The sequence below is a fragment of the Ponticoccus sp. (in: a-proteobacteria) genome (assembly GCF_048381735.1).
Genome location: NZ_JBLXGL010000003.1, coordinates 217,809 through 241,691, shown reverse-complemented (window position 1 = coordinate 241,691; position 23,883 = coordinate 217,809). Strand labels below are relative to the sequence as shown.

The following is a 23,883-nucleotide window of genomic DNA, read 5'->3' as shown; positions in this document are numbered from 1 at the left end:
TCATGACCGCGCCAAATGCCGCAGACGACACCAAGATGAGGCGGCGCGACGGGTCCAGGGCCCTGCCGCGCCGTGGTGGTCCGCCGCAGGCCTGTCGCCGGCCCGGGGGATGTCACCGCGCCAAATGCCGCAGCCGAGCCCGGGACGGGGCCGCGGGGCGATGGCTCCGGCGCCCCGCCGCGCGGGCCGTATCAGGCCGGGCGGGTCACCACTCTTCGACGGCCTCTTGCCACATCCGGGTCAGCCAGGCGGGCAGGGCCTCGCCGGACAGCCCGGCGCTGCCGGAACTGATCACCGCCGGATCGGCCAGAGAGGCCGTCAGCGTCGCAAGGGTGAAGTCGCCCGCATAGGCGGCGCCCTTGAAATGGCGCGACGGGGCCTGCGCAGCGCCGTCCAGCAGTTTCACGAAGGCTTCGGCCACCGTCACCCCCAGCACCGCGCCCGCCATGCTGTCGGTCGGGAAATGCACCCCGGCCACGGTGCGGTTCATCGCGATCCGCTCGGCGTGGCGAAAAAGCGGCGCGCCGGTGCGGATCTCTTCGACCGGATCGAAGGCGCGGTCGTGGAACAGCCGGGTCAGCAGGGTCGCCAGCGCAAAGGCCTCTGTCGCGTGCCCCGAGGGCCAGGCCCCGTGGCCCGGCGTCTGGATCAGTGGCTGGACCCTGGTGGACATGGCAATCGGACGCGCCACGTCGAACCCGTGCTTCAGCGGCATTTCCAGCATGGAGCACAGCCGCAGCATCGCCTGGCTCAGGGCCAGCGTCCACTTGGTCGCCTCGGGGGACATGTAGCCCACCAGCGCAAAGAAGCTCTGGATGTCGCCGGTCTGCATGATGATCTCGGGCAGGCGGTCGGCGCGCAGATCGGCGTAGCCGCGCAGGTGCGGCAGCTGCTTTTCCGCCAGGAAGGCGTTCGAGGGCTTTGTCAGGCGCACAAGGGGGTTGCCCTGAATGGCGACGCTGCCCTCGCCGGCGCCGCTGCCCGGTTCCGGCGCGCTGACCGAGAACAGCGCCCCGATGGCCTGATCCATCAGGTTGCGCCGCGGCCCGGTGGCCATGGCCTTCATCGCCGCCCAGCTGTCCCGGCCCTCCTGTTTCGGCTGGCGGTCGGCGCTGCCGTCCCAGAAGCCGATGGTGCCATCCCGCGCCACCGCCAGCGCGGCGCTGGAAGCCCCGCTGTCCGGACCACCCTGCGAATTCTCGGTCGCCTGACTGTTCTGAGAATTCTGGCTGTTCTGCGAATTCTGACTGTTTTGCGAGTTCTGGCTGTTCTGCGAGTTGAAAAGGCCAAAGACCGGCATGACGTCCCTCCGAATTTGCTGCCAGACAGTGCCCTGCCGGTTTTCGTGGCGTCAAAGAGTATTCACGCCATCCGCCTGCGTTTTGCGGAATTTTAACGTCCGTTGCCGTTGCGTCGCACCGGTGCTAGCGTTTCGTCTGGGGGTAGGGTGCAGGGCATGGACGGCCAGATGAACAGGCATATCCGGGTCGAGGTTCTGGGGCCGCTGCGTTTGCGCGGTCCGGACGGGTCCGCGCTTGTGCTGAAGGGCGCCAAGAACCAGGCGCTGCTGGCCATGCTGGCGCTCAGCCCCGAGATGAGCCGCCCGCGTCGCTGGCTGGAAGACAAGCTGTGGTCCACCTTCGGCCCGGAACAGGCCAGCGCGAACCTGCGGCAGGCGCTGTCGAAACTGCGCGCGGCGCTTGGCGAGGCCTCGGCCGTGCTGGAGGCGGACCGGACCGATGTCTGGCTGGATCCGGCGCGGGTGCGCGTCGACCTGCACGAAGAGGTGGTGCCCGACGACGACCGGATCGAGCTGTTGCAGGGGATCGACGTGCGCGATCCCGAGTTCGAGGACTGGCTGCGGCTGGAACGGGCCGAGCTTCAGTCCCGGATCGCGCGCACCGCGCCCACGGACGGGCGCGGCATCCTGATCAACTGCCGGGTCGAGACCGACGGCCCTGCGCGCGACCGCATGATGGGCGAGGTTCTGGCCAACCAGATCGGCGAGAACATCGCCGAACAGGTCCGCGCGTGGCGGCAGGCCGAAAGCGACGACCTTCCGGCGCCCGAGGCACAGGTCAGCGACATCGTCGTCAACGCGCAACTCCTGCAGAACGGCAACGAGCATGCGGTCTTCATCAAGGCGATCCACCAGCCCTCGGCGCGCATCCTCTATTCCAAGCTGCAGCACATGCCCAACCTCTCGGACATCCTGACCGGAGAGCTGGAGATCTCGCGCACCGTCTTCGAGGCGGCGGACCAGATCATCGGCAAGCTGCCGCATGTGCTGGACAAGGACCGCCCCGAAACGCGGTCGACGGCGCTGTCGCGGCTGGGCCTCTACCGGATGTTCAGCTTCGAGCAGGACGCCCTGCGCGAGGCCTACGGGCTGATGGATCAGGCCTTCAAGCGCGACGAGAACGGCGTCTACCTGGCCTGGGCCAGCATGATCCGCCTGACCCAGATGATCGAGATGCCCGAAAGCGATCAGGCCGCGCTGATGGAAGAGGCGGTCGACCTGCATTACCGCGCGATGGAGCTGGCGCCGGACAACGTGCTGGTGCACGCGATCATCTCGAAGGTGCGCGGCACCGCGCTGGGGGACAGCGCCGGGGTGCTCGACCTCGCGCAGTCGGCGGTGGAACGGAACCCGGCCAATGCCTTCGCGTGGAAGTCCCTGTCGGAAGGGCTGATGCTGTCCGGCGACCTGAACGGCGCCTTCGAAGCCTCGCGGCGCGGACAGCTTCTGGCCCGGACCTCGCCGTTCCGGCACTACTGGGATACCGGGCACTGCATCATCGCGATCGGCTGCAACCGCCCGCAAGAGGCCATCGCCGCCGGCGAGGCCGCGGCCCGCTCGGCCCCGCTGTCGCGGCCCGCGCACCGGCATCTGCTGGCGCTCTACGCGCTGGAAGGCCAGTTGGACAAGGCGCAGGCGGTTGCGCAGAAGCTGGCCAAGATCGAGCCGGGCTTTACCATCGACCGCATCCTGAACGACGACAGCTACCCGGTCCGGACCCTGCGCAGCAAGGGCCTGCTGGACCCGATCCGCGCGCTACTTTAGGCCTGCCTGCCGTTTCGTTCCGGGGTGCCGCCCGCGCGGGGGCTGCGGCCTGACCGGGGGCTGAGCTTTCCCCTTGCGTTGTCTCGAAGGTCGGGATGCCCGCCGGGCGCTTTGGCCTGACCGGTCGCGGGGCGGCCACCGGTGCGCCGGACCACCCCATTCGCGTCGTGGCACTGTCGCCTCAGCGCTTGCCGGGCAGGACAATCGCCTTGCCCAGCCGCGCATGGTCCGCCTCTTCCGTGGCGACCATGGGCACCGCATCCTCAGCGATGTCGTCCAGCGGGGTCGTCTCTGCCCTGCTGGCGTTTTCCACGATCCGCGCCGCCGACATGCCAAGCGCGCGGGTCAGCCGCCCCGCCGCCGCGCTGGTGCCGTTGAAGTTGCGCACCGTGCCCGACAGAGTCCCGGCGGCGCGGATGCCGGGCCGGAAGGATCCGGTATCGGCCACCGTGGCGGCGGTCGGCCCCGGCACCGACCAGGCGGCCCCCATGGCACTGTAGCGCGAGGGCCGGAAGTTCTCGGCGCTGCGCCGCGCCGCGACCCGCCCGGACACCCGGACCGCGCCGCAGCTGAAGATCTGGCGCGCCGACACCGTCGCGTCGGCGCTGTGGCTGCCTTCGGGCCGGACTGGGCCATCCTCTGCGAAGCCGGTATAGGCCATCTCCTCGGCATCCCAGACCCCGCTGGTCTCGCAATCGAGGTAGGACTGGCGGCCCTGCACCATGGCGCCGCGCATGGCGTCGTCGCGCTGGACCTGCAGCACCACCTGCGCCGCCGCCGTGCCGCCGTAGCGCAGCCTCAGGGTCCAGCGCCCGGGGTCGGCGAGGGGCTCTGCCGCCTTGCGCCCGCGCGTCGGCGCCAGCGCCAGAACGTAATGCGCGGGGCTGACCACGCCGCCGCCGAAGCGGCGTTCGCGCACATGGTACAGCCGGGCCAGCGCCTTGCCGTTGCGTTCCAGCGTGCGGACCTGCCCGGGGGCCAGCGCGGCAAAGCCCGACTCCGCTCCAGTGGGGCAACAGACCGAAACCTCGATATCGGTGGAGGCCGCGTTGCAGGTGCGGATCTCTAGGTAATTCGCCGTCTCGTCATCGGGCTGGGCGCGCCAGCCGATCTGCGTTTCGCGGTCCTCCTGCGCGGCCGCCGCCGGGAAGGCGTGATGCGCCACCTGACTGCCGCGATAGGTGTTGCCGAAGGCCCAGACCAGCCGCACCGGCTGGCGCTTCACCCGCTCCCACTCGGCGGCCTCGCGGGCCATCTGGTGTTCGACGAAGCGGCTGCCGTCCTTGGGGCCGGCGGTCACCCCCAGCGACAGGTTCACGATCACCGGCGCCGTGGGGGCCAGCGCATGGGCCTGGCGCAGGATCCAGCGCAGGCCCTGCACCATGTAGTTCTCGAAGCGGATGCCAGAGGTGTCGTCGATCGCCTCGGGCGGCAGTTGCACCGCCAGCAGCGGCCAGCCCCGCACCGGATCGGAGGCATCCAGCGGATCGGCCCCCGCCGCAAGGTCAAGGACATGGCTGCCGTGGGTCGCGTTGCGCGCCGTCTCGCAGCGGGTCTGCGGGCCGTAGAGCCCGGCGTTCAGCGCCGCATAGCTGCCCTGTTCGTCCCGGCGGTCCAGCAGCGCGTTTATCGCCGCGGGGTCGAGAACCTGCCCGCAGGTGATCTGCTTGGTGTCGATGGAAAACCGCTCCAGCGATTGCAGCCAGAGCGCGCGGAACCGGGTCCGAAGGCCGTCCGTCCCGGCGGTGCAGAAGCGGGCGTTCAGGAAGCCGATGCCGTCGTCGATCAGCGCGACGACAGGCGTGCCCTTGGGCAGCTCTTCGGCGGCGGGCAGGGCGGGCACACCGCCCGCGGGCCGACGCGTGGCGCTGACCTCGATGCCGGTGTCGAGCACCTCGAAGAGGTCGGCATGGGCGCTGTCGGGGGTGCGCCAGCGGCGGTACAGCGCGTATTCGTCGGGCAGGCCTTCCGCCGCGCCTTCGGCCAGACGCTCGGACAACCGTGCCTCTTCGTGCGGATCCATGAACAGCGGCGAGGCGGGGTCGGACACCAGATCCAGAAGCCGCTGGCGCGATGCGGTGTCCGACGCCAGAAGGCGCACGAAGACCGGCTCCAGCGCGGGGGCGGGTTCGGGATCGGCCGGATGCAGGGGCGCGCGTCTGGCGGCAAGATGGCGGGTCCAGTCAAGATAGGCGTCCCGGGAGGTCCAGTCCCGCGGGTCCGTCCAGTCGCTTGGCATGCTACGCGCTCCCTTGCATCGCCCGAAGATCGGGGCGAAGTGAACGCGCTTGCCCGAGATGCGTCAAGACGCCCGGTCGCGCGCAGCCCGGTTGCTGCGAAAACGGCGGGGAAATTGCGCTGGGTTCACGCAGCGGGCAGGCCCGCCACGGCGCCGGGCATGAATTTCATGATTCCTTCACGGGAAATTTGCACAGCAATTGCGGAGCGATCACGCAGCCCGGGCAAAGTGCCGTCAACGTTTCGTCAATCGGCGCCGAAGACGGCGCGATTTGCCACCGGGGGGTTGGACATGGTCGGACAGAAGGCCAAAGCAGGGACACGCGTCGCCCTGAGGGTGATCCGGGGCGGCGCCCCGCCGCGCAGCACCGGCATCCTGCGGTCCCCGGCTCCGCATCGGCCCGGGCCGGTGGAGCTGGCTGGCGAGATGGCCGAGGTCTTCGCCCTGTCTCTGCTGCGCGATCACCCGGCCAGCGCGCTTGCCGATCCGCATGTCGAAACCCGGATCGACCGCGGAACCCGGTTCACCCTGCACGAGCTTTTGTGCGAATTGCGGAACCTGCCGTGGTTCGACGCCCGCCAGATGGCCGAGGCGATGCAGCCCGCCGCCCGGCCCCCGGGGCCAGCGGGGGATCCGGCTCATCGTCGCAGCCTGCACTGGAACCGCGATGGCCAGCTGACCCTGCGCACGCTTCAACGCTGTGGCGTGGCGCTGACCGAGGATGAGACCCGAGGCTCTGCCCTGTGGCGCGAGGATCACGCCGGAGAGGCGGCGCCGCCCGCAGCGGTGCCGGCCGGGGACGCGCCGATGTCGGACTGGGTCGCGTGGTGCGCCGGTCAAAGCGGCGCCGGGCCGCGGGTTGCCGGGCTTTTGCCCGCACCGATGGTGCCGGAGACGCCGGGCGCGCTGGCCGATGCCTTGCCCCGGATCCCGGCGGCGCGGCCCTTCCACAACGCGGCATTGGCGGCGCTGGCGCGCGGGGCGTTGTCCGTCTCCGCACCCTCGGCCTGCGACCTTTGGACCGGGCCGCGCCTTTTCGCGGTGATGGCAGAGGCGGAACGCCACGCCCGCCGCATGGCGCAAGAGCAGGCGGCGCGGCTGGACCGGCTGTCGCGGCCCGCGGTGACGGCGGCGCGCATGACGCTGTGGCTGACCCGGGAAGAGCGCGATGCCGCCCCGGCCCATGCGGAATACCGCGCCGCCGCCGAGATGCTGGCCGAGCAGGCGCCGGGACTGCTGCACTGGGTCAGCCGCGCCAATGCGGCGCGCCGGGGTCTGCGGCGCCGGGGGCTTGCGCTGTTCCTGCCGCTGGCGGGCGTGCACAGCCTGAAGCATGGGCCCTCGGACACCGCCGCGCATGCGGTCGTGGCCGGCGCGCTGGGCACGCTGCTGAAAGCGGTTCTGTGGCATGCGCCGCAGCCGCTGCACCGGATCGGGGCCGCCGCCCCGGCGCAGGAGGTGGACCTGCTGATGCGCGACATCGCCCGGGCGCGGGTGATGACTGCGGCCTGCCTGCCCTCCGAGGCCTTTGCCGACCTGCGTCTCGGGCAGGCCATTGCGCTGAGCGTCCTGCGCGAGGCCATGGAGCGGGACAACCGCAGCGCCCGGCTGACGTTCCGCGATCTCGACGGGCGTGCGCTTGTGCTGCAGGCCCACCCGCGCCACTTCGGACGCGGCTTTGCCGAGCTGCGCGCCGAGGGCCAGCCGGTGGCATGGCCGCAGGAAAGCACACCGCCCGCCGCGCATCTGACGCAGGTGGTCTGACCCGCGCGGCCCGAGGCCCGGAGGATCTGTGCGCCCGTCTCTGGCGGCGGGGGCATCGCCCTGTGGCGGGGCCGCTGATGGCGCGGGACAGGGCCGCCGCGTCTTCTGTGCGCCGGGGGGGCGCCGGTGTGTCCCGGCAAAGACGCGGGACACCGGCCCCTTCAGTCCGCCGCCGCGAATCGCCGGACCGGCGTGGTCCCGGATATCTCGAGGATCAGCTTGCGCTTCACCGCCTCGGCAAAGGCCATGCGGTTGTTGGCACTTACGACAAAGGCGCCGGGGCCGCCGATGATATGCGCCTCGTACAGCGCCTCCAGCCCGCTTCCGGCGCGGCCCGGATCGCCCGGGCGCAGGATCGGCAACCCGTTGATCGTGGCGCCCGCCGCAAGCGCGGTCTCTCGCCCCTCGGCGATGCTGGGACCAGAGAAATTGCCCATGCTGTCGCCGGAAAAGTCGATCACCCGGCGCCAGCCGTCATGGGTGTTGGTGTCCATCAGCCGCACCGCCTCGATCAGCGCGGCGCCGATGGCGTTGCGCCCGTAGGCAAGGCGCGGCGTCGCCAGCAGTTCGGCGGCGAAGGCATCGGCTGCCTCGGGGCCGTCGATCAGGCGCCAGTCCGCGACCACCGCCTGGTTCGCGGCCCATTCGACATAGGTCACTGCAATGGTCCCGTAGGCGGTGTTGCGGATCGCCGCCAGCACCTCGGGGTCGGTGATTGCCTGAGCGTAGCCCTGCCGCTGAAGCGCGATCTCGCCCGCGTCGATGCTGCCCGAGGCATCCGCCAGCAGGACCAGTTCCAGATCCGTGTCCTGCGCCACAGCCATCCCCGCGCAAAGCCCGCCCGCAAGCGCCGCTGCCAGTATCCGCATGCCTTCGCCTCCTGTTGCCGGGTCCAGCTTACCCGCGCCGGGTGACCTGGCCAGCCTTGATCCGGGTGAGGGGCGCGGCCTCTCCGGAATGTGAGCAGCCCTGCCAAGGCACCATGCAGGCGGGAACCGCCGGTCGGGGCCGGGGGTTGTCCGGGCAGACCCGAACGCGAAAGGAGTTCGCTATGAACTGGGACCAGATCCAAGGCAAATGGACGCAACTCAAGGGCAAGGCCCGCGAAGAGTGGGGTGAGCTGACCGACAATGAAATCCAGGAGGCCAGGGGCGAGCGCGAACAGATGCTCGGCCTGATCCAGGAGAAATACGGGCGCACCCGCGAAGAAGCCGAGCGCGAACTGTCGCGCTGGCAGACCAAGCTGGGCGACGATCCGGTCTGAGGCGGCACCCGCGCTTTAGCGGCAGATGCCCTCGGCCTGCAGCCCGTCCCATGGGACGCGGATCAGCGGGCGGTCGACGATCCGATCCAGCCGCCCGATGGGCATGTGTTCCGAGATCATCAGGCGAAGGCGCTCTGTCCGGGGCGCCTTCGGATCGAGCAGGCGGCAGCAGACATATTCCTCGACGATGCTGCCCTGTTGCTCATACCCGAATTCAAGGAAATCCCGGGACTGGTCGGCATCGAACAGGTAGGGGTCGCGGCTGGTCACATGCTCGTTCAGCGCCTTCAGCGGCGTGTAGCCGGTCTTGCGGCGGTTCTGCCATTGCCAGACATGGGTCGCCTCATGCGCCAGAAGCATGGCGTCGAAAAGATCGACCCGGTCCGGCCAGCCCTTCAGGAAGTCCTTCCGGTAGACGTCCTTCCGCATCAGCACCGTATCGAACAGCACCGTCGCGGCGGGCGAGACGGTCACCGTCTGCGCCTGCGTCATCGGCGGCCAGATCCGTTCCTGGCAGGTGTCGCGCGGGCGCACCGGGATTTCGTAGGTGATGGCACCGGCGAAATGCCCGTTGGTGATGCGCATCCTGCGGGTGTCCAGCGCCTCGCCCTGAATGGCCTGCAGGTAGGCCGTCTCTGACGGGGTCAGGGGCCGCCCGCAGGCGGCGAGCAAGAGAAGACACAGAAGGCCAAGCACGCGCATGGGGCGAGAGTTGCCGAGTGCGCGGGCCTTGGCAAGGGGTTCAGACGTCGAGTTCCTCGACGAAGCGCGCGTTCTCCTGAATGTACTGGAAGCGCAGCTCGGGCTTCTTGCCCATCAGACGTTCGACCAGATCGCCGGTTTCGCCCGGTTCGTCCTCGTCGATGGTGACGCGGATCAGCGTGCGCGTCGCCGGGTCCATCGTCGTTTCCTTGAGGTCCTTGGCATCCATCTCGCCAAGGCCCTTGAACCGCTGCACGTCGATCTTGCCCTTGCCGCCCAGCCCCTTGGCCAGCAAGGCCTCTTTCGCGGCGTCGTCGGCGACGTAGACGCGCTTGGCGCCCTGGGTCAGGCGATAGAGCGGCGGACAGGCAAGATAGAGGTGCCCGGCGTCGATCATCGGGCGCATCTGCGTGTAGAAGAAGGTCATCAGCAGGGCGGCGATATGGGCGCCGTCGACGTCGGCGTCGGTCATGATGATGATCTTGTCGTAGCGCAGGTCGTCGACGTTGAACTTCGTCGCCAGCCCGACCCCCAGCGCCTCGCAGAGATCGCGGATTTCCGCGTTCGAGGACAGCTTGTTCGAGGCCGCGCCCAGCACGTTGAGGATCTTGCCCTTCAGCGGCAGCAGCGCCTGCGTCTCGCGGTTGCGCGCGCCCTTGGCCGATCCGCCGGCCGAGTCGCCCTCGACGATGAACAGCTCTGTCCCCTCGCGGTTCTTGGCGGTGCAGTCGGTCAGCTTGCCGGGCAGGCGCAGCTTCTTGGTGGCGGATTTGCGGGCGGTTTCCTTTTCCTGCCGGCGGCGCAGCCGCTCCTCGGCGCGCAGCACGAGGAAGTCGAGGATGGCGCCCGCGGATTTCGTGTTCGAGGCCAGCCAGTTGTCGAAGTGGTCGCGGACGGCGTTTTCCACCAGCCGCTGCGCCTCTGTGGTGGCCAGCCGGTCCTTGGTCTGGCCGACGAATTCCGGCTCTCGGATAAAGCAGGAGACCAGCGCGCAGCCGCCCGCCGTCAGGTCGTCGCGGGTGATCTGCGCGGCCTTGCGGTTGTTGACCAGCTCGCCATAGGCGCGGATGCCCTTGAGGATCGCCGCCCAGAACCCGGCCTCGTGGGTGCCGCCCTCGGGGGTGGGGACGGTGTTACAGTAGCTCTGGATGAAACCGTCGCGCGCGGGCGTCCAGTTGATCGCCCATTCGACCTTGCCCGGCGTGTTGAACTTCTCGCGGAAATCGACGGTGCCGGAAAAGGGCGCCTCGGCATAGGTGCTGGAGGTGCCCAGCGTTTCCGTCAGGTAGTCCGACAGGCCGCCGGGAAAGTGGAAGGTGGCCTCGCAGGGGGTTTCGCCATCGTCGATCTCGGACTTCCAGCGGATCTCGACGCCAGAGAAGAGGTAGGCCTTCGACCGTACCATCTTGAACAGGCGGGCGGGTTTGAAGCGGTGGTGGCCGAAGATTTCCTCGTCGGCGTGGAAGGTGACAGAGGTGCCGCGGCGGTTCGGCGCCTGCCCGATCTTCTCGACGCCGCCAAGGGGAATGCCGCGCGAGAATCGCTGCTCGAAGAGTTCCTTGTTCTTGGCCACCTGCACGACCAGCGAATCCGACAGGGCGTTGACGACCGAGGCGCCGACGCCGTGCAGGCCGCCCGAGGTTTCATAGGCGTCGCCCGAGAACTTGCCGCCCGCGTGCAGGGTGCAGAGGATGACCTCGAGCGCCGATTTGCCGGGGAACTTGGGGTGCGGGTCGATCGGGATGCCGCGCCCGTTGTCGCGGACCTCGATGGCGTAATCGGCGTGCAGGATGATCTCGATCCGGTTGGCGTGGCCGGCGACGGCCTCGTCCATCGAGTTGTCGAGGATCTCGGCCACCATGTGGTGCAGGGCGCGTTCGTCGGTGCCGCCGATATACATGCCGGGGCGCTTGCGGACCGGCTCCAGCCCCTCCAGCACCTCGATGGAGGAGGCGTCGTAGGTCGGTTCCTGTGCGGACTGGAGGAGGTCGTCGGCCATGTCTGGGGTCCTCGGCGTGCTCGATTTGTTCTGATTGGTCGGGGGCCGAGTATGGCAGAGCGCGAAGCCGGGGTAAACGGGGCGCGCGGCGGGGCTAAAAGGCCTCGCGGAGGGAAAGCATTCCCGCCACGCCGACCCCATCGCGGGAGGGGAGGGAGCCGGGTTTGGATACGGCGCCAACCTCAGCTGTTCGGGCGCTGACCCATGTCACCCGGCGCGGAATCAGGCCGCAGGCCGCCGCGCCAGCGTCATGCCGGAGGCATGCCTCTGGCATGACCCGCCCCGTCTCGCCGAAGGCGAGCCGAACATGACTGGCGCACCTCCGGTGCGACGGGCGGCGCTTTGGTGGGGGCCGGGTGATCCGGTGAGGTCACACGGGCTTGGCGGGGATAAACTGCCATGCCGGCCCCGATGGAGGCACCACCCCGCGGGTCGGCGCCTCTACTGGTTTCTTCAACGCTTCGTCAGCCGCTTGAGGTTACCTTACCTTGGGCGGCCAGAATTGCCTGCCCGTAATTTCGCTGGAGATTTGGTCAATGAACTGGTCCATGCTTCCATATACGAATTCTGATATTAACCAATTTGCTTGGCCATTTAAATGCGATTCTAGTCCTTTGGGATCGTACCGAGAGAGCTCACTAAGGCGGTGCATTGCTGCGAACATGAGGGACATAGTGTGTCGCGATCCAGCTTCATTTTTGTAGTGCGCTCGCTTTAAGTACCAAAGGTCTCGATTTCCTGTAATGTTTACGATTACTCGCCGTGTCTGGGCGTGATAGTTGCGTAGTCGAGTATTTGCACGGATTTTGTCGTCTGCGCTATCTTGGTTCATGCAGAAGCGACACCGCTTCTTTCGACGAACATATGTGTTGCCGTCTCTTTCAAAGTGTTCGAAAGAGGGCGGAATGTTCACAAGTTTTCGTTTATCTGTAAAGCGCGGTATGATCTGTGCTTCAAACCATACCTCTCTCGTCCCACTTTCTCGAATGTACCTAGATTGCTCCAGTGGTATGAAAAGTTCTGGGGTTGAGGTAAAGGTAAGTAGAAATGCTCGGTGGACGAAGGGGATATTCCATAATATATCTTTAAGTGAATAGCTAGTTTTTTGTGTGCTTTCACCAAGATAGCCGCAGAGGTCGGGAAGTACTCCTCCAGTTTGAAAATTTACAGTCTCCGTGGCGAGGCTGGCCCGCGCATCCTCTGGGCGTGACCCTGACACTCCGTGGTGCTTGCCTTTGCTGAGGCCTTTTTGTGTCAGTAAGGCCTTTGACGCATTCAGAAACGCATAGTACATGGTCAATGGAGCTGCTTGCACATCTAGAAGCGAGCTTGCTTCTGCGAACCGACGAGCCTGTAGCCAATAAGAAAGCGCCTCGTGCTTTCTCTGACGTTTTAGCCAAAGCTCCACATATAGCCAGGGATCTCGGCTTAATACGTGCTCTGCCGAAAAGTCGGGGTCGACGATACCTTTGTGCATCCACACTCGGCGACCTTTGAGTTTTAGAGCCTCATATGCCATATTCGCAATTCAACCTTTTAAGTATACCCATCAGTCTTTGTTGCGCTTTAGAAATTTATCAACTCCAAAGCTGACGTGTGCGGAAGTGTTCCTTGAAGTTCTAGGAGGCTAGTTTTGGTCCACCCATCCCCAATCTCCGGGAACCACGTATCCGCGCCCTCGACCTCCGTATCGACCTCGGTCAGCAGCAGGCGGTGGGCCATGGGCAGCATCTCTTCGTAGATGCTCTGACCGCCGATGCCGTAGATCCGGAAATACCCTTCGGCCTGCGCAAGGGCCACGGCCTCCGCGACCGAGCCGACGACGTGCTCGGTCAGCGATGTGTCCCGCGAGACCACGATGTTCAGGCGGTTCTTCAGGGGCTTCACCGGCAGGCTCTCCCAGGTCCGGCGCCCCATCACCAGCGCGCCGCCCAGCGTCTCGCGCTTGAACATGGCGAGATCCTCGGGGATGTGCCAGGGAATGTCCCCGTCCTTGCCAATGGCGCGGTTGCGGTCGTGAGCGGCGATGAGGGTGATCATGGGGGCCTCCGGCAGAATGGTCCGCACAGGCTTAGCCGCCCGGTCCCGCCTTGTCACGCAGGCGCCGCGCAAGGTGTTGCCCGGCCCGTGGCAAGGGATTGCCCGGCGATTTCGCCGCCCCGGCGGGTTGTCTTTGCGCAACCGCCCGCGCCGCGTTTTGCATGGCGGCGATTGCCCCGGGAGGGGGCGGATCACTCAACGGGAGGATATCATGATCCATTTCAACACCGCCCTGCGCGGCGCTCTGCTGGCATCCGTCGTGGCCCTTGGCGCAACCGGCGCGCAGGCGCAGAACTTCGTCAACGTGCTGACCGGCGGCACCTCGGGCGTCTACTATCCGCTGGGTGTCGGCCTGTCGAACATCTATGCCGAGAACATCGACAAGGTGCGCACGCAGGTGCAATCCACCAAGGCCTCTGTCGAGAACCTCAACCTGCTGCAGGACGGCCGGGGCGAGATCGCCTTCTCGCTGGGCGACAGCGTCGCGGCGGCCTGGGCCGGCAATGCCGAGGCGGGCTTCCCCGAGAAGCTGGACAAGCTGCGCGGGATCGCGGCGATCTACCCGAACTACGTGCAGCTGGTGGCGCTGGCCGAAGCCGGTGCGACCTCGCTGAATGACCTGCCGGGCAAGGCGGTGTCGGTGGGCGCGCCCGCCTCGGGGACGGAACTGAACGCGCGCGCGATCATGGGCGCGGCGGGCATGTCCTACGACGACCTCGGCAAGACCGAGTACCTGCCCTTCGCCGAGTCGGTGGAGCTGATGAAGAACCGCCAGCTGGACGCGACGCTGCAGTCGGCGGGGCTGGGCGTGGCCTCGATCCGCGACCTCTCGACCTCGGTGGACATCACCGTGCTGGAGATCCCGGCCTCCATCGCCGAGACGCTGGGCGCGCCCTACCAGGCGGCAACCATCCCGGCGGGCACCTATGACGGGCAGGATGCGGACGTGCCGACGGTGGCGATCTCGAACTACCTGATCACGCATTCGGATGTCTCCGACGATCTGGCCTACGAGATGACCAAGCAGCTCTTCGAGAACCTCGAGACGCTGGTCTCCTCGCATCAGGCAGCGGCGCAGATCACGCTGGAGGGCGCGCTGGACGGCATGCCGATCCCGCTGCACCCGGGCGCCGAGCGCTTCTACAAGGAGCAGGGGCTGATCGACTGATCCGGCCCGGATCGCGCCGCGCTCCCGACCGGGGGCGCGGCGCTTTTGCGTTCCAAGGAGACAGATATGTCCGATATCGCCACGCCGCCGGAACCGGCGGAAAGCCATGGTGTGAGTTTTCCCGAGGGGCTTCTGGGCCGGTTCCTGTTCTGGATGGCAGTGGTCTTCTCGCTGTTCCAGATCGCCACCGCCGCGCATCTGATCGACATGGCCAGCCAGATCGTGCGCGCCATCCACGTCGGGTTCCTGATGGTTCTGACCTTTCCGCTGATGGCCTACGCGCGGCCGCGCGGGCCCGCGGTCAAGGCGCTGGCATGGGGGCTGGCGGTCGCCGCGGTGCTGGTGGCGGTCTACCAGTGGGTCGAATACAAGGACCTGATCCTGCGCGCCGGGCGGCCCACGGATCTGGATATCGTCATGGGTGTCGTGGCGCTGGTCACGGTCTTCGCCGCCGCCTACTGGATGATGGGAATCGCGCTGCCGATCATCGCGGGCGCCTTCCTGCTCTACTGCCTCTTCGGGCAGCATCTGCCCTATCCGCTGGACCATCGCGGCTATGATTTCAGCCAGGTGATCGACCATATGGCCTACGGGACCGAGGGCATCTACGGCATCCCGATCTATGTCTCCTCGACCTATATCTTCCTCTTCATCCTCTTCGGCTCCTTCCTCGAACGGGCCGGGATGATCCAGCTTTTCACCGATGTCTCCATGGGCCTCTTCGGGCACCGGCAGGGCGGCGCGGCCAAGGTGTCGGTCGTCTCTTCGGGGTTGATGGGCACGATCTCGGGCTCGGGCGTGGCCAATGTCGTCACCACCGGGCAGTTCACCATTCCGCTGATGAAGCGCTTTGGCTACCGCGCGACTTTTGCGGGCGGCGTGGAATCCACCGCCTCGATGGGCGGGCAGATCATGCCCCCGGTGATGGGCGCCGTTGCCTTCATCATGGCCGAGACGCTGGACGTGCCCTATGTCGAGGTCGTCAAGGCGGCGCTGGTGCCCGCGATCCTCTACTTCGCCTCGGCCTTCTGGATCGTGCATCTGGAAGCGGGCAAGCACGCGCTGAGCGGCCTGCCGAAGGACACGCTGCCCTCGCCGCTGGGCGCGATCCGCAAGGGCTGGATGCTGCTGGTGCCGCTGGGGGTGCTGATCTACCTGCTGTTCGGGGGCTACACGCCGCTTTTTGCCGGGACCGTGGGTCTTGGCCTGACGGTTCTCTTGATCCTTGGCGGGACCATCGTGCTGGGCCTGCCCTCGACGGTGTTCCGAACGGTCTTCTGGATCGGGCTGGGCCTTGTCACGGCGGCCTTCCTGCAATTCGGGACCGATGTGCTGTTTGCCGCCATCGCGGCGCTGCTGATCTGGTGCGCCCTGTCCAGGGGCGGGCGCGAGACGCTGGGCCTGATCCGCGACAGTCTGGCAGAGGGCGCGCGCACGGCGCTGCCGGTGGGTGTGGCCTGCGCGCTGGTGGGTGTGATCATCGGGACCATGACGCTGACCGGGGCGGCCAACACCTTCGGCCAGTTCATCGTCGCCATCGGGCAGGAGAACCTCTTCCTGTCGCTGGTGCTGACCATGGTCACCTGCATCTTCCTCGGCATGGGGATCCCGACGATCCCCAACTACATCATCACCTCGTCGATTGCCGGACCGGCGCTGCTGGACCTCGGCGTGCCGCTGATCGTCAGCCACATGTTCGTCTTCTATTTCGGCATCCTCGCGGACCTGACGCCGCCGGTGGCGCTGGCCTGCTTTGCCGCCGCGCCCATCGCCAAGGCGAACGGGCTGAAGATCTCGATGGAGGCGATCAAGGTTGCGGCGGCGGGCTTCGTCATCCCCTTCATGGCGGTCTACACGCCGGTGCTGATGCTGCAACCGGGCGGGCCCCTGGCCGAGGCCATCGGCTTCTGGCCGGCGGTGGCCTACGTGGTGTTCAAGACGGTCGTCTCCATCGCGCTCTGGGGCGTGGCGGTGATCGGCTGGTGCGGGCATCCGCTGGGCTGGTCGCTGCGGCTGCTGGCGATGGGCGCGGCCTTCACGCTGATCGCCTCGGTGCCGATGACCGATGAGGTGGGCTTTGCGCTGGCCGCAGCCACGGCGGGGCTGATCTGGCTGACCGGAAAGCGGGTGGCGCGGGCATGAGCGCGCTCTGTCTCGGTGCCGTGGCGATTGCCATGGCGCCGCAGTTCACCCTGTCCTGGACCCATTCGGTCGAGCGGGTGACATGGCGCGAGACATGGGCCGTCGAGGAAAACGCCCTGCGGCTGGTCGAGGGCGCGGTGCAGGGATCGGGCGCCGGGATGGAGCCGGGCGAGGGCGCGCGCCTCAAGGACGGCTGGTGGGTCTGGGAGGGCCGGGTGACCGTGCCCGCGCTTGTGCTGGCGGCCTCGGGCGCGACGGTCTCGGGCTGGACGCTTTGCGCCGGGGGCAGCTGCCGGGTGCTGGGCACCGAGGGCGCCGCGCCCCTGCGGCTGGCGCCCTGCGCGGCCCACGCGGGGAGTTCCGCAGCCGCGACAGCCGTGGCAGAGTAGGGCCATGATCGCGCGCCGCCACCGGGCCTTCTGGCCATGCCTCGTTCTTGCCGCCGTGCTGGTGGCGGGCGGGGCGGGGCTGGCCGCGTGGCAGGTCGCCAAGGCCGGGCTGGCAGAGCGGGTCGACCGCGCGCTGGTGCTGACCGCGCGCACGCTGGAGGCAGAGATAGAGCGCTACAGCTACCTGCCGCTGGTGGCGCTGGAAGATCCGCGCATCCGCGCCGCCGTGACCTATCCGCAAAGCGCCGAGCGCATCGCGACCGCCAACCGCGCGCTGGAAGTGGCGGCCCGGCAGTCCGGGGCGGACGAGCTGTACCTGCTGGACGAGACCGGCACCGCCCTCGCATCCAGCAACTGGCGCGACGACACCAGCTTCGTCGGCGAGAACTACGCCTTCCGCCCCTATTTCACCGATGCCATGGCGGGCGGTTCCGGGCGGTTCTACGCCGTCGGCGTGACGACCGGCGAACCAGGGTATTTCATGGCCACCCGGGCCACGGTCGCGGGGCGCCCGGTGGTGGCCGTGGTCAAGATCGACCTGCGCCCGCTGCAAAAGACATGGGTCGACGCGGGCGAGATGCTGACCGTCGCGGACGGCTTCGGCGTCATCATCCTGTCGGGCCAGCCGCGCTGGGTCTACCGCCCGCTTGTCTCACTGGACGAGACGGCAAGGGCCGCCATCGCCGCGCATCGGGTCTTTGCGGCGATCCCGGTGGCCGACCGCGCGCCGCTGCTGAGCGAGGCGGGGCAGGCGGTGATGACGACGGGCGGCGAAGACCGCCTGCTGAGGCGGCAGGCGCTGCCCGGCGACGGCTGGGTGCTGCTGGGCAGCGGGTCGCTGGTGCCGGCGCTGCGGCTGGCCTGGGGCACGGCGGCGGCGGTGCTGATCTCGGCGCTGGCGCTGGGGGCGCTGGCGCAGACATGGTGGCAGCGGCGGCAGCTGGTGGACATGCGGCTGCGGCAGGGCGCCCTGCTGGAAGCGCGGGTGGCCGAGCGGACGCAGGCGCTGGCCCGCGAGATCGAGGAACGCCAGCGCACAGAGGACGACCTGCGCGCCACGCAGGACGCGCTTGTGCATTCCGAGAAGATGGCGGCGCTGGGGCGCATGTCGGCGGCCATCGTGCACGAGATCAGCCAGCCTCTGGCGGCGATGGAGGCGACGCTGGCCGCCACCCTGCTGTCGGGCAAGGTCACGGACGACTTCGCCGTCTCGCGGATCGAGAAGGCGCGCAGCCACATCCGCCGGATGCTGCGGACGATCCGCCACCTCAAGAGCTTCTCGCGCAAGGAGGACGGCGAGCGGCGGCCCGTGGCGGTGGACACGGTGGTGCGCTCGGCGCTGGAACTGGTCGGGCCGCGCGCGGGCGATTGCGGTGTGACGATCGGTTTTGCGCCGCAGGGCCCCGGGCCGGTGATCCTTGCGGGCGAGGTGCGGCTGGAGCAGGTTCTGGTGAACCTGCTGATGAACGCGCTGGACGCCGTGGCGGACCGCCCCGCGCCCGCCGTGCGGGTCGAGCGCCGGGCAAGCGGCGGTTCGGTGCAAGTCGCGGTGGTGGACAACGGCCCGGGCATCCCCTCGTCGCTGATGGCGCGGGTGACGGAACCCTTCTTCAGCACCAAGCAGACCGGCGAGAGCCTTGGCCTCGGCCTGTCGATCTCGCGCACCATCGTCGAGGAATTCGGCGGGCGGCTGGCCCTGTCCGAGGCCCCCGGCGGCGGCACACGGGCGGTGCTGACCTTCGACACCATGGCCGGTGAACGGGTGGCGGCGGAATGACGGGGCAGGGCAGGCGCAGGCTCGGGACCGGGGTGGAGCACGGCGGCGGGCGCCCGGGGCAGGCCGGTGATGCGGGGTCTATGGCAGGGCGGCACGGATCGCTGGCGCGGGGCGCCGGGGCATGAGCGGCGCGCGCCTCTTCGTCGTCGACGACGACCCCGACCACCTTGAAGGTCTCTGCGACCTGATCGGCGCCGTGGGCCACCGCACCGAGGGCTTCGCCGAGGCGCGGGCCGCGCTGGAGGCCGCCGTGGCTGCGCCCCCGGATCTTGTGCTGACCGACCTGCGGATGCCGGGGATGGACGGGATCGGGTTGCTGACCGCGCTGGCCGAGGCGGGCTGCGACGTGCCGGTGGTGCTGCTGACCGGCCACGGCGACGTGGTGCAGGCGGTGCGCGCGATGCAGCAGGGCGCCGAGGATTTTCTTGAAAAGCCCTATGATGCCGGGCACCTGCTGATGGTCATCGAACGGGCGCTGAAGACCGGGCGGCTGAAGGCCGAGGTGGCGCGCCTGCAGGACCGGCTGGATGCGCAGGGCGAATTCATCGGCGAAAGCCGCACCATGGCGGCCCTGCGCGCAACCCTCGCCGAGATCGCCCCGCTGGACATCGACGTGGTCGTGACCGGCGAGACCGGCACCGGCAAGGAACTGGCGGCGCGGCTGCTGCACCATCGCGGCCCGCGCCCCGAGGGACCCTTCGTCGTCGTCAATTGCGCGACCCTGCCCGACAGCGGCGCCGAGGCGGTGCTGTTCGGCGATGCGCGCGGCGCGGCAGAGGGCGCGGACCCCGGCCTGATCGCCGCCGCCGACGGCGGCACGCTGTTCCTGGACCAGATCGACGCGCTGTCCGCGACGCTGCAACCCAAGCTTCTGCGCATTCTCCAGACCCGGCAGGCGGAAGGCGACGGGCGGGCGCTGGCGTTCCGGGTCGTGGCCTCTGCCTCGCGGCCGCTGCGCGATGTCATCGGCGAGGGCAGCTTTCGCGAGGACCTCTATTACCGCATTGCCGGGTACGAACTCGCGCTGCCCAGCCTTCGGCAGGTGCCCGCTGACGTGCCGCTGATCTTCGCGAAGTTCCTGTCGGCGGCGGCGGCGCGGCACGGACGAGAGCTGCCGGCGGTCACCTTCGAGGACCGCAAGGCGCTGCAGGCACACCACTGGCCCGGCAATGCGCACGAGCTGAAGATCATGGCGGACCGGCATGTGCTGGGCCTGAAGGGCAAGGACACGCGCCGGGCCGCCGGTATGGCGGGGGGAACGGGCCAGACCCTGCGCGACCTCGTCGCGGATTTCGAGGCGCAGGAAATCGCCCGCGTGCTGGACCAGTGCAATGGCAACACAGAGGCGGCGGCCCGCATCCTCGGCCTGCCACGGCGCACGCTGAACGACAAGATTGCCAAGCTGCCGCTGCTCGCGGGCCGCAAGCGCTAGAAAGCGCGGGGCGGATCCGGCAGAGTGTCGGTGTCACGGGGCTGAGGCGGGGCGCCTCAAGGCGTTTCATGGTGCTCGCTGAAGCCGTCTTGACGGGACTGTCCCGGGACCGCCAAGGGCGTGGCGGGATACGCGTATCACGCGCGGCCCCCGGCACTTCTTTTGCAGGCAGGTCTCGGCGCAGTCTGCTGGCGCTTGGCCGATCAACTCAACCCGACAAACCCGCGCGGTCACCGGGGGCAGATGCCGCCCCCGGGAAGGGGACGCTCTCAGAAGGCCTGCCGTTCCAGCGTGAACCCCTCTCGTTCCAGCAGGCGCAGCACGCCTTCCTCGCCCGACAGGTGACCGGCGCCGAAGGCCGCCACCACGGGGCCCTGCATGTCCTCGACGGCCTGAAGGATCACCGGCAGCCAGCGGTGATTGCGCTCTGCCAGCAGGCGGTCCTGCATCATCGCGGTGACCTCGTCGTTCTCGGCCTCGGTGAGCGGCGAGATCTCGGGCGTCAGGACCTCGATCGCGACGAAGATCTCGGCGTGGTTCTCGGTGAAATAGGCATGCATCATGGTCTCGAAGAGATCCTCGGCCACCTTCGGCCCGACGAGGGTCGACCGCACCATCGACAGCTGAACCGCCATTGGCGTCTCGTTGAAGATGCGGAAGGCGGTCTCGTGCGGTTCCAGCGAGCGCACCGGCACGCCGGCCTCGACGGCAAAGGACTCCAGCCGGATGTCCATGCCGTCCTCGGTGGCGGTGGTCGGATCGAGGCAGGGCGGGATCGCCATCAGCATCGAGATCAGCCAGGGCTGCATCCTGGCGCCCACGAAGGGCGGCAGCCCCCGGGTTTCCATCGCGGCGGACAGCGCCTGCCAGTCGGCCTCGGCCATCATGTCGGGCAGGCTGCCTTCGGACAGAACGACCATCTCCGGGCGGCCCTTCATCGCGGCCTCGAATTCCTGTTTCTCGGGGCTGGCCATCTCGACCAGCAGCAGGTCGGCGCCCTCGATCACCGGGCGCAGGCGCCCGGCGGGGCCGTCAAGGCGTGGGTCGGTCAGATGCATGGTGCCGATCAGATGCACCACCGCGTCGCCCCTGGTCGCGCGCCAGTGGTTGCCCTGCGGATAGGGCGTCTCTGCCAGCCGGGCATCGACCGCGGCGCGCTGTTCGGCGGTCAGGGTTTCCGTCAGCGCGGTGCCGGAACAGGCCGCAAGCGCGGGGGCGGTCAGGCTGAGCAGGGCCAGAAGGCTGGCGGCAAGGCGGTTCATCGGCGGTCCTCGGGTGCTGTGGTCGGGTGTCAGGATAGGGGGGCTCTGGACAAGGGCAAGCCCAGCGGCAAAGTTGGCGGCCATGAGGCGGGAAAGCGAATTATACGGGCCGGTGAAGGCCTTGCTGGAAGGGCAGGGCTACCGCGTCAAGGGAGAGGTCGGCGCCGCCGATCTGGTGGCGATCCGGGGCGACGAGCCGCCGGTGATCGTGGAGCTGAAGCTGCGCTTCGCGCTGGCGGTCTACACCCAGGCGGTGGCGCGGCTGGCGCTGACCGACACGGTCTATATCGCCGTGGGCCGTCCCACCGGCAAGCAGGCGGCGCGGGCGGTGAAGGACAACACGGCGCTCTGTCGGCGGCTTGGGCTGGGCCTGATCACCGTGCGGGCGGACGGCCATGTCGAGGTGCATTGCGATCCCGGCCCCTACGCGCCGCGCAAGAACAAGCGGGCACAGGCGCGGCTTCTGCGCGAGTTCGACCGCCTGCGCGGCGATCCCAATGACGGCGGCGCCACGCGGCACGGGATCGTCACCGGCTACCGGCAGGACAGCCTTGCCTGCGCCGCGCATCTGGCCGAACACGGCCAGAGCCGGGGGCGCGACGTGGTGGCGGCCACCGGCGTCAGGCAGGCCACGACAATCATGCGCGACAACCACTACGGCTGGTTCGCCAAGGTGGACAAGGGCGTCTACAGCCTGACCGAAGAGGGCAGCCGCGGGCTGGCGCATTGGGCCTATAGCTGGGGCACGGATTAGGCCCCGGCCCGCCACCGCAGGGGCGCGGCTGGCAGGGACGCGGGGCCGGGACCGCTCAGGCGGCGGCGCGTTTCGCGGCAACCCGCTCGCGGTGCAGCGTATAAAGCCCCGAGGCGACGATGATCGCGCAGCCGGTCAGCGTCCACTGGTCCGGCAGGTCGGCAAAGATGATGTAGCCGTAGAAGGTGCCCCAGAGGATCATCGAATACTGCATCGGCGCAACAACCACCGCCTGCGCGATGGCCAGCGCGCGGATGACCAGCAGCTCGCCCAGACCTGCCGTTGCGGCCAGCCCCGCCGCAACGGCCCATGACCGGGCGTCCGCGGGCCAGACCCAGACGAAGGGCAGCATGGATGTCGCGACGACGGTCGCGGTCAGCGAGGTATAGGCGATGGTCGTGCCGATGCCGTCCTCGCCCGACAGCCAGCGCGACAGGATCTGGCGGAAGGCGAACATGAAGGCGGCGACGACGATGAACAGGATCGCCGGATGAAAGACGCCCATGCCGGGGCGGATCACGATCAGCATGCCGCAAAAGCCCACCGCCACGGCGATCCAGCGCCGCGGTCCGACCGGCTCGCGCAGGAAGAGCGCGCCGAAGATGGTCACGAGGAAGGGCGCGATGAAGGTCACCGCCACCGCATCGGCCAGCGGCACGTAGCTGACCCCGATGATGAAGGAGATCGCCGAGACGGTCGCCGTCAGGCCGCGTCCGATCTGCAGCAGCGGCCGGGCGCTGCGCAGGTGGTGCAGCCCGCGCAGCCCGAGAAAGACCACCACGCCGAGAAACAGGCCCATCATGCGGAACCAGACGATCTGCACCGGGTGCAGCGTGTCGGTCAGGAACTTCGCCTGTGCGTCGCAGGCGGCGAAGAAGAAGAAGCCCAGCAGCATCAGGGCGATTCCGCGCAGGTTGTCGACATGCGGGGAAGGGGGCGCCGTACGGAAGGGCGCAGAGGGCTGGGGCATGAACGGGATCCGATAGTTTCGGCGCGACAGCGCGCCCGGGCCAAGGAACCAAAGTCCGGCGCGGATTGCACGCGGAAAATGCATGTTCAGGGCATGAATTTTCGCGAAAGCCGAAAGGATGACCGTCGGGGGGGGGGGCGGATGGGGCGGGCGCTGCGTGCATGGCGGGCGCCCGCGGTTCCGCCTGTCCCGTCGGCCTGCGTCGCGGTCCTTGCCTGCGCCGATGGGGGTGGGGTTGCCGCGATGCCGGATGCGGCTTCGGGTCTCGAAGAGGACCGTCGGGGGCCGTCTCCGTCTACGGGGCCGCCGCTGCCGGGGGCGCCGGGATGCAAGCGCGGCCCCGCCGCCCGGGAACAGGCGGCGATCCCCCGTGCCGGTTGCGTGTTCCGCGCGGCGTTCCCATGTTTCCCCTGCGCGTGCCGGGGCGGGGCCGGAGGCCATCGTCCGGCCCGAAAATTCCAGCGCCGCGCTGTTGACACGACTCACCGCGATCCCTAGCTAAAGGCCGTTAGCACTCGGGGAGCCTGAGTGCTAACGCCTCGCCCGACAGGGGAGGCGATGGAAAACTTTGAGCCAGGAGAACTCAGAGATGGCATTCAAACCGCTTCATGACCGTGTGCTGGTTCGTCGCGTTGAGTCCGACGAAAAGACGGCTGGTGGGCTGATCATTCCCGACAGCGCCAAGGAAAAGCCGGCTGAAGGCGTGGTCGTCGCGTGTGGCGAAGGCGCGCGCAAGGACAGCGGCGAGCTGATCGAGATGGCCGTGAAAGAGGGTGACAAGGTCCTCTTCGGCAAGTGGTCGGGCACCGAGGTCAACGTCGGCGGCGAAGAGCTGCTGATCATGAAGGAAAGCGACATCCTGGGCATCATCACCGATGACGCCGCGGCTGCCGCTGCCTGAAAGCCCACGGTGATCG

General features: G+C 68.4%; 19 protein-coding genes. 10 read left to right on the top strand and 9 right to left on the bottom strand.

The annotated features are described in order from the left end of the window. Nucleotides 1–205 precede the first annotated feature (205 nt). On the bottom strand, nucleotides 206–1,300 hold the full coding sequence (locus ACN5KJ_RS08220) for a phosphatase PAP2 family protein (protein ID WP_418593233.1): 1,095 nt from the start codon (nucleotides 1,298–1,300) through the stop codon (nucleotides 206–208). Between the two features lie 168 nt (nucleotides 1,301–1,468). On the opposite strand from ACN5KJ_RS08220, the gene ACN5KJ_RS08215 reads away from it, so the two are divergent. Then, nucleotides 1,469–3,064, top strand: coding sequence for a transcriptional regulator (locus tag ACN5KJ_RS08215; protein WP_347165717.1), 1,596 nt, complete (start codon nucleotides 1,469–1,471; stop codon nucleotides 3,062–3,064). Nucleotides 3,065–3,245: 181 nt separating this feature from the next. On the opposite strand, the gene ACN5KJ_RS08210 is transcribed toward ACN5KJ_RS08215, so the two are convergent. After that, nucleotides 3,246–5,303: a S8 family serine peptidase gene (locus ACN5KJ_RS08210; RefSeq protein ID WP_418593231.1), complete on the bottom strand. Its 2,058-nt coding sequence runs from the start codon at nucleotides 5,301–5,303 to the stop codon at nucleotides 3,246–3,248. A 291-nt stretch (nucleotides 5,304–5,594) separates the two neighbouring features. Between ACN5KJ_RS08210 and ACN5KJ_RS08205 the strand changes: the two genes are divergently transcribed. Then, entirely contained in the window at nucleotides 5,595–7,067 is a 1,473-nt protein-coding gene (locus ACN5KJ_RS08205) for a bromoperoxidase (protein WP_418593229.1), read from the top strand. Between the two features lie 161 nt (nucleotides 7,068–7,228). Here the strand turns inward: ACN5KJ_RS08205 and ACN5KJ_RS08200 are convergent, their stop codons facing one another. Beyond that, the gene (locus ACN5KJ_RS08200; protein ID WP_347165713.1) at nucleotides 7,229–7,936 is read right to left on the bottom strand and encodes a DUF1194 domain-containing protein; all 708 of its coding nucleotides are present in this window, start codon (nucleotides 7,934–7,936) and stop codon (nucleotides 7,229–7,231) included. Nucleotides 7,937–8,118: 182 nt separating this feature from the next. Here ACN5KJ_RS08200 and ACN5KJ_RS08195 point away from each other — a divergent pair, with 182 nt between their 5' ends. Next, a complete protein-coding gene (locus ACN5KJ_RS08195; protein WP_418593228.1) occupies nucleotides 8,119–8,331 on the top strand; it encodes a CsbD family protein in 213 nt (70 codons plus the stop codon). 15 nt (nucleotides 8,332–8,346) lie between these two features. Here the strand turns inward: ACN5KJ_RS08195 and ACN5KJ_RS08190 are convergent, their stop codons facing one another. The 4 genes from ACN5KJ_RS08190 to ACN5KJ_RS08175 form a co-directional block, all read right to left on the bottom strand. After that, entirely contained in the window at nucleotides 8,347–9,033 is a 687-nt protein-coding gene (locus ACN5KJ_RS08190; protein WP_418593226.1) for a hypothetical protein, read from the bottom strand. A 40-nt stretch (nucleotides 9,034–9,073) separates the two neighbouring features. Then, nucleotides 9,074–11,032 (bottom strand): DNA topoisomerase IV subunit B, encoded by a 1,959-nt coding sequence (parE, locus tag ACN5KJ_RS08185; protein ID WP_418593225.1) that lies wholly within the window; start codon nucleotides 11,030–11,032, stop codon nucleotides 9,074–9,076. A 478-nt stretch (nucleotides 11,033–11,510) separates the two neighbouring features. After that, nucleotides 11,511–12,509: a YaaC family protein gene (locus ACN5KJ_RS08180; protein ID WP_418593567.1), complete on the bottom strand. Its 999-nt coding sequence runs from the start codon at nucleotides 12,507–12,509 to the stop codon at nucleotides 11,511–11,513. 89 nt (nucleotides 12,510–12,598) lie between these two features. Continuing rightward, nucleotides 12,599–13,072, bottom strand: coding sequence for a dihydrofolate reductase (locus tag ACN5KJ_RS08175; protein ID WP_418593223.1), 474 nt, complete (start codon nucleotides 13,070–13,072; stop codon nucleotides 12,599–12,601). A 211-nt stretch (nucleotides 13,073–13,283) separates the two neighbouring features. Here ACN5KJ_RS08175 and ACN5KJ_RS08170 point away from each other — a divergent pair, with 211 nt between their 5' ends. The 5 genes from ACN5KJ_RS08170 to ACN5KJ_RS08150 all read left to right on the top strand — a co-directional run bounded on the left by ACN5KJ_RS08170 (nucleotide 13,284) and on the right by ACN5KJ_RS08150 (nucleotide 19,980). Next, nucleotides 13,284–14,240 (top strand): TAXI family TRAP transporter solute-binding subunit, encoded by a 957-nt coding sequence (locus tag ACN5KJ_RS08170; RefSeq protein ID WP_347165709.1) that lies wholly within the window; start codon nucleotides 13,284–13,286, stop codon nucleotides 14,238–14,240. A gap of 66 nt (nucleotides 14,241–14,306) precedes the next feature. Further along, nucleotides 14,307–16,382, top strand: a complete 2,076-nt coding sequence (locus ACN5KJ_RS08165; protein WP_418593222.1) for a TRAP transporter permease — start codon at nucleotides 14,307–14,309, stop codon at nucleotides 16,380–16,382. Next, a complete protein-coding gene (locus ACN5KJ_RS08160) occupies nucleotides 16,379–16,771 on the top strand; it encodes a DUF1850 domain-containing protein (protein ID WP_206565645.1) in 393 nt (130 codons plus the stop codon). Before ACN5KJ_RS08165 ends, ACN5KJ_RS08160 begins: the two co-directional genes overlap by 4 nt. A 4-nt stretch (nucleotides 16,772–16,775) precedes the next feature. Next, nucleotides 16,776–18,548: a sensor histidine kinase gene (locus ACN5KJ_RS08155; RefSeq protein ID WP_418593220.1), complete on the top strand. Its 1,773-nt coding sequence runs from the start codon at nucleotides 16,776–16,778 to the stop codon at nucleotides 18,546–18,548. Nucleotides 18,549–18,669: 121 nt separating this feature from the next. Next, nucleotides 18,670–19,980, top strand: coding sequence for a sigma-54-dependent transcriptional regulator (locus ACN5KJ_RS08150; protein ID WP_418593219.1), 1,311 nt, complete (start codon nucleotides 18,670–18,672; stop codon nucleotides 19,978–19,980). Between the two features lie 269 nt (nucleotides 19,981–20,249). On the opposite strand, the gene ACN5KJ_RS08145 is transcribed toward ACN5KJ_RS08150, so the two are convergent. Beyond that, on the bottom strand, nucleotides 20,250–21,242 hold the full coding sequence (locus tag ACN5KJ_RS08145) for a TraB/GumN family protein (protein ID WP_418593218.1): 993 nt from the start codon (nucleotides 21,240–21,242) through the stop codon (nucleotides 20,250–20,252). 82 nt (nucleotides 21,243–21,324) lie between these two features. Between ACN5KJ_RS08145 and ACN5KJ_RS08140 the strand changes: the two genes are divergently transcribed. After that, nucleotides 21,325–21,996 carry a DUF2161 domain-containing phosphodiesterase gene (locus tag ACN5KJ_RS08140; RefSeq protein WP_347165703.1) on the top strand — a complete coding sequence of 224 codons (672 nt, stop codon included), beginning with the start codon at nucleotides 21,325–21,327 and terminating at the stop codon, nucleotides 21,994–21,996. Nucleotides 21,997–22,051: 55 nt separating this feature from the next. On the opposite strand, the gene ACN5KJ_RS08135 is transcribed toward ACN5KJ_RS08140, so the two are convergent. Then, nucleotides 22,052–22,966 carry a DMT family transporter gene (locus tag ACN5KJ_RS08135; RefSeq protein WP_418593216.1) on the bottom strand — a complete coding sequence of 305 codons (915 nt, stop codon included), beginning with the start codon at nucleotides 22,964–22,966 and terminating at the stop codon, nucleotides 22,052–22,054. Between the two features lie 589 nt (nucleotides 22,967–23,555). Here ACN5KJ_RS08135 and ACN5KJ_RS08130 point away from each other — a divergent pair. Continuing rightward, nucleotides 23,556–23,867 carry a co-chaperone GroES gene (locus tag ACN5KJ_RS08130; protein ID WP_347165701.1) on the top strand — a complete coding sequence of 104 codons (312 nt, stop codon included), beginning with the start codon at nucleotides 23,556–23,558 and terminating at the stop codon, nucleotides 23,865–23,867. Nucleotides 23,868–23,883: the final 16 nt, after the last annotated feature.

Excerpts from the sequence above, each read along its gene's own strand:
- ACN5KJ_RS08220 (WP_418593233.1), bottom strand. The coding sequence starts at position 1,300 with ATGCCGGTCTTTGGCCTTTTCAACTCGCAGAACAGCCAGAACTCGCAA.
- ACN5KJ_RS08215 (WP_347165717.1), top strand. The coding sequence starts at position 1,469 with ATGAACAGGCATATCCGGGTCGAGGTTCTGGGGCCGCTGCGTTTGCGC.
- ACN5KJ_RS08210 (WP_418593231.1), bottom strand. The coding sequence starts at position 5,303 with ATGCCAAGCGACTGGACGGACCCGCGGGACTGGACCTCCCGGGACGCC.
- ACN5KJ_RS08205 (WP_418593229.1), top strand. The coding sequence starts at position 5,595 with ATGGTCGGACAGAAGGCCAAAGCAGGGACACGCGTCGCCCTGAGGGTG.
- ACN5KJ_RS08200 (WP_347165713.1), bottom strand. The coding sequence starts at position 7,936 with ATGCGGATACTGGCAGCGGCGCTTGCGGGCGGGCTTTGCGCGGGGATG.
- ACN5KJ_RS08195 (WP_418593228.1), top strand. The coding sequence starts at position 8,119 with ATGAACTGGGACCAGATCCAAGGCAAATGGACGCAACTCAAGGGCAAG.
- ACN5KJ_RS08190 (WP_418593226.1), bottom strand. The coding sequence starts at position 9,033 with ATGCGCGTGCTTGGCCTTCTGTGTCTTCTCTTGCTCGCCGCCTGCGGG.
- parE (WP_418593225.1), bottom strand. The coding sequence starts at position 11,032 with ATGGCCGACGACCTCCTCCAGTCCGCACAGGAACCGACCTACGACGCC.
- ACN5KJ_RS08180 (WP_418593567.1), bottom strand. The coding sequence starts at position 12,509 with ATGCACAAAGGTATCGTCGACCCCGACTTTTCGGCAGAGCACGTATTA.
- ACN5KJ_RS08175 (WP_418593223.1), bottom strand. The coding sequence starts at position 13,072 with ATGATCACCCTCATCGCCGCTCACGACCGCAACCGCGCCATTGGCAAG.
- ACN5KJ_RS08170 (WP_347165709.1), top strand. The coding sequence starts at position 13,284 with ATGATCCATTTCAACACCGCCCTGCGCGGCGCTCTGCTGGCATCCGTC.
- ACN5KJ_RS08165 (WP_418593222.1), top strand. The coding sequence starts at position 14,307 with ATGTCCGATATCGCCACGCCGCCGGAACCGGCGGAAAGCCATGGTGTG.
- ACN5KJ_RS08160 (WP_206565645.1), top strand. The coding sequence starts at position 16,379 with ATGAGCGCGCTCTGTCTCGGTGCCGTGGCGATTGCCATGGCGCCGCAG.
- ACN5KJ_RS08155 (WP_418593220.1), top strand. The coding sequence starts at position 16,776 with ATGATCGCGCGCCGCCACCGGGCCTTCTGGCCATGCCTCGTTCTTGCC.
- ACN5KJ_RS08150 (WP_418593219.1), top strand. The coding sequence starts at position 18,670 with ATGAGCGGCGCGCGCCTCTTCGTCGTCGACGACGACCCCGACCACCTT.
- ACN5KJ_RS08145 (WP_418593218.1), bottom strand. The coding sequence starts at position 21,242 with ATGAACCGCCTTGCCGCCAGCCTTCTGGCCCTGCTCAGCCTGACCGCC.
- ACN5KJ_RS08140 (WP_347165703.1), top strand. The coding sequence starts at position 21,325 with ATGAGGCGGGAAAGCGAATTATACGGGCCGGTGAAGGCCTTGCTGGAA.
- ACN5KJ_RS08135 (WP_418593216.1), bottom strand. The coding sequence starts at position 22,966 with ATGCCCCAGCCCTCTGCGCCCTTCCGTACGGCGCCCCCTTCCCCGCAT.
- ACN5KJ_RS08130 (WP_347165701.1), top strand. The coding sequence starts at position 23,556 with ATGGCATTCAAACCGCTTCATGACCGTGTGCTGGTTCGTCGCGTTGAG.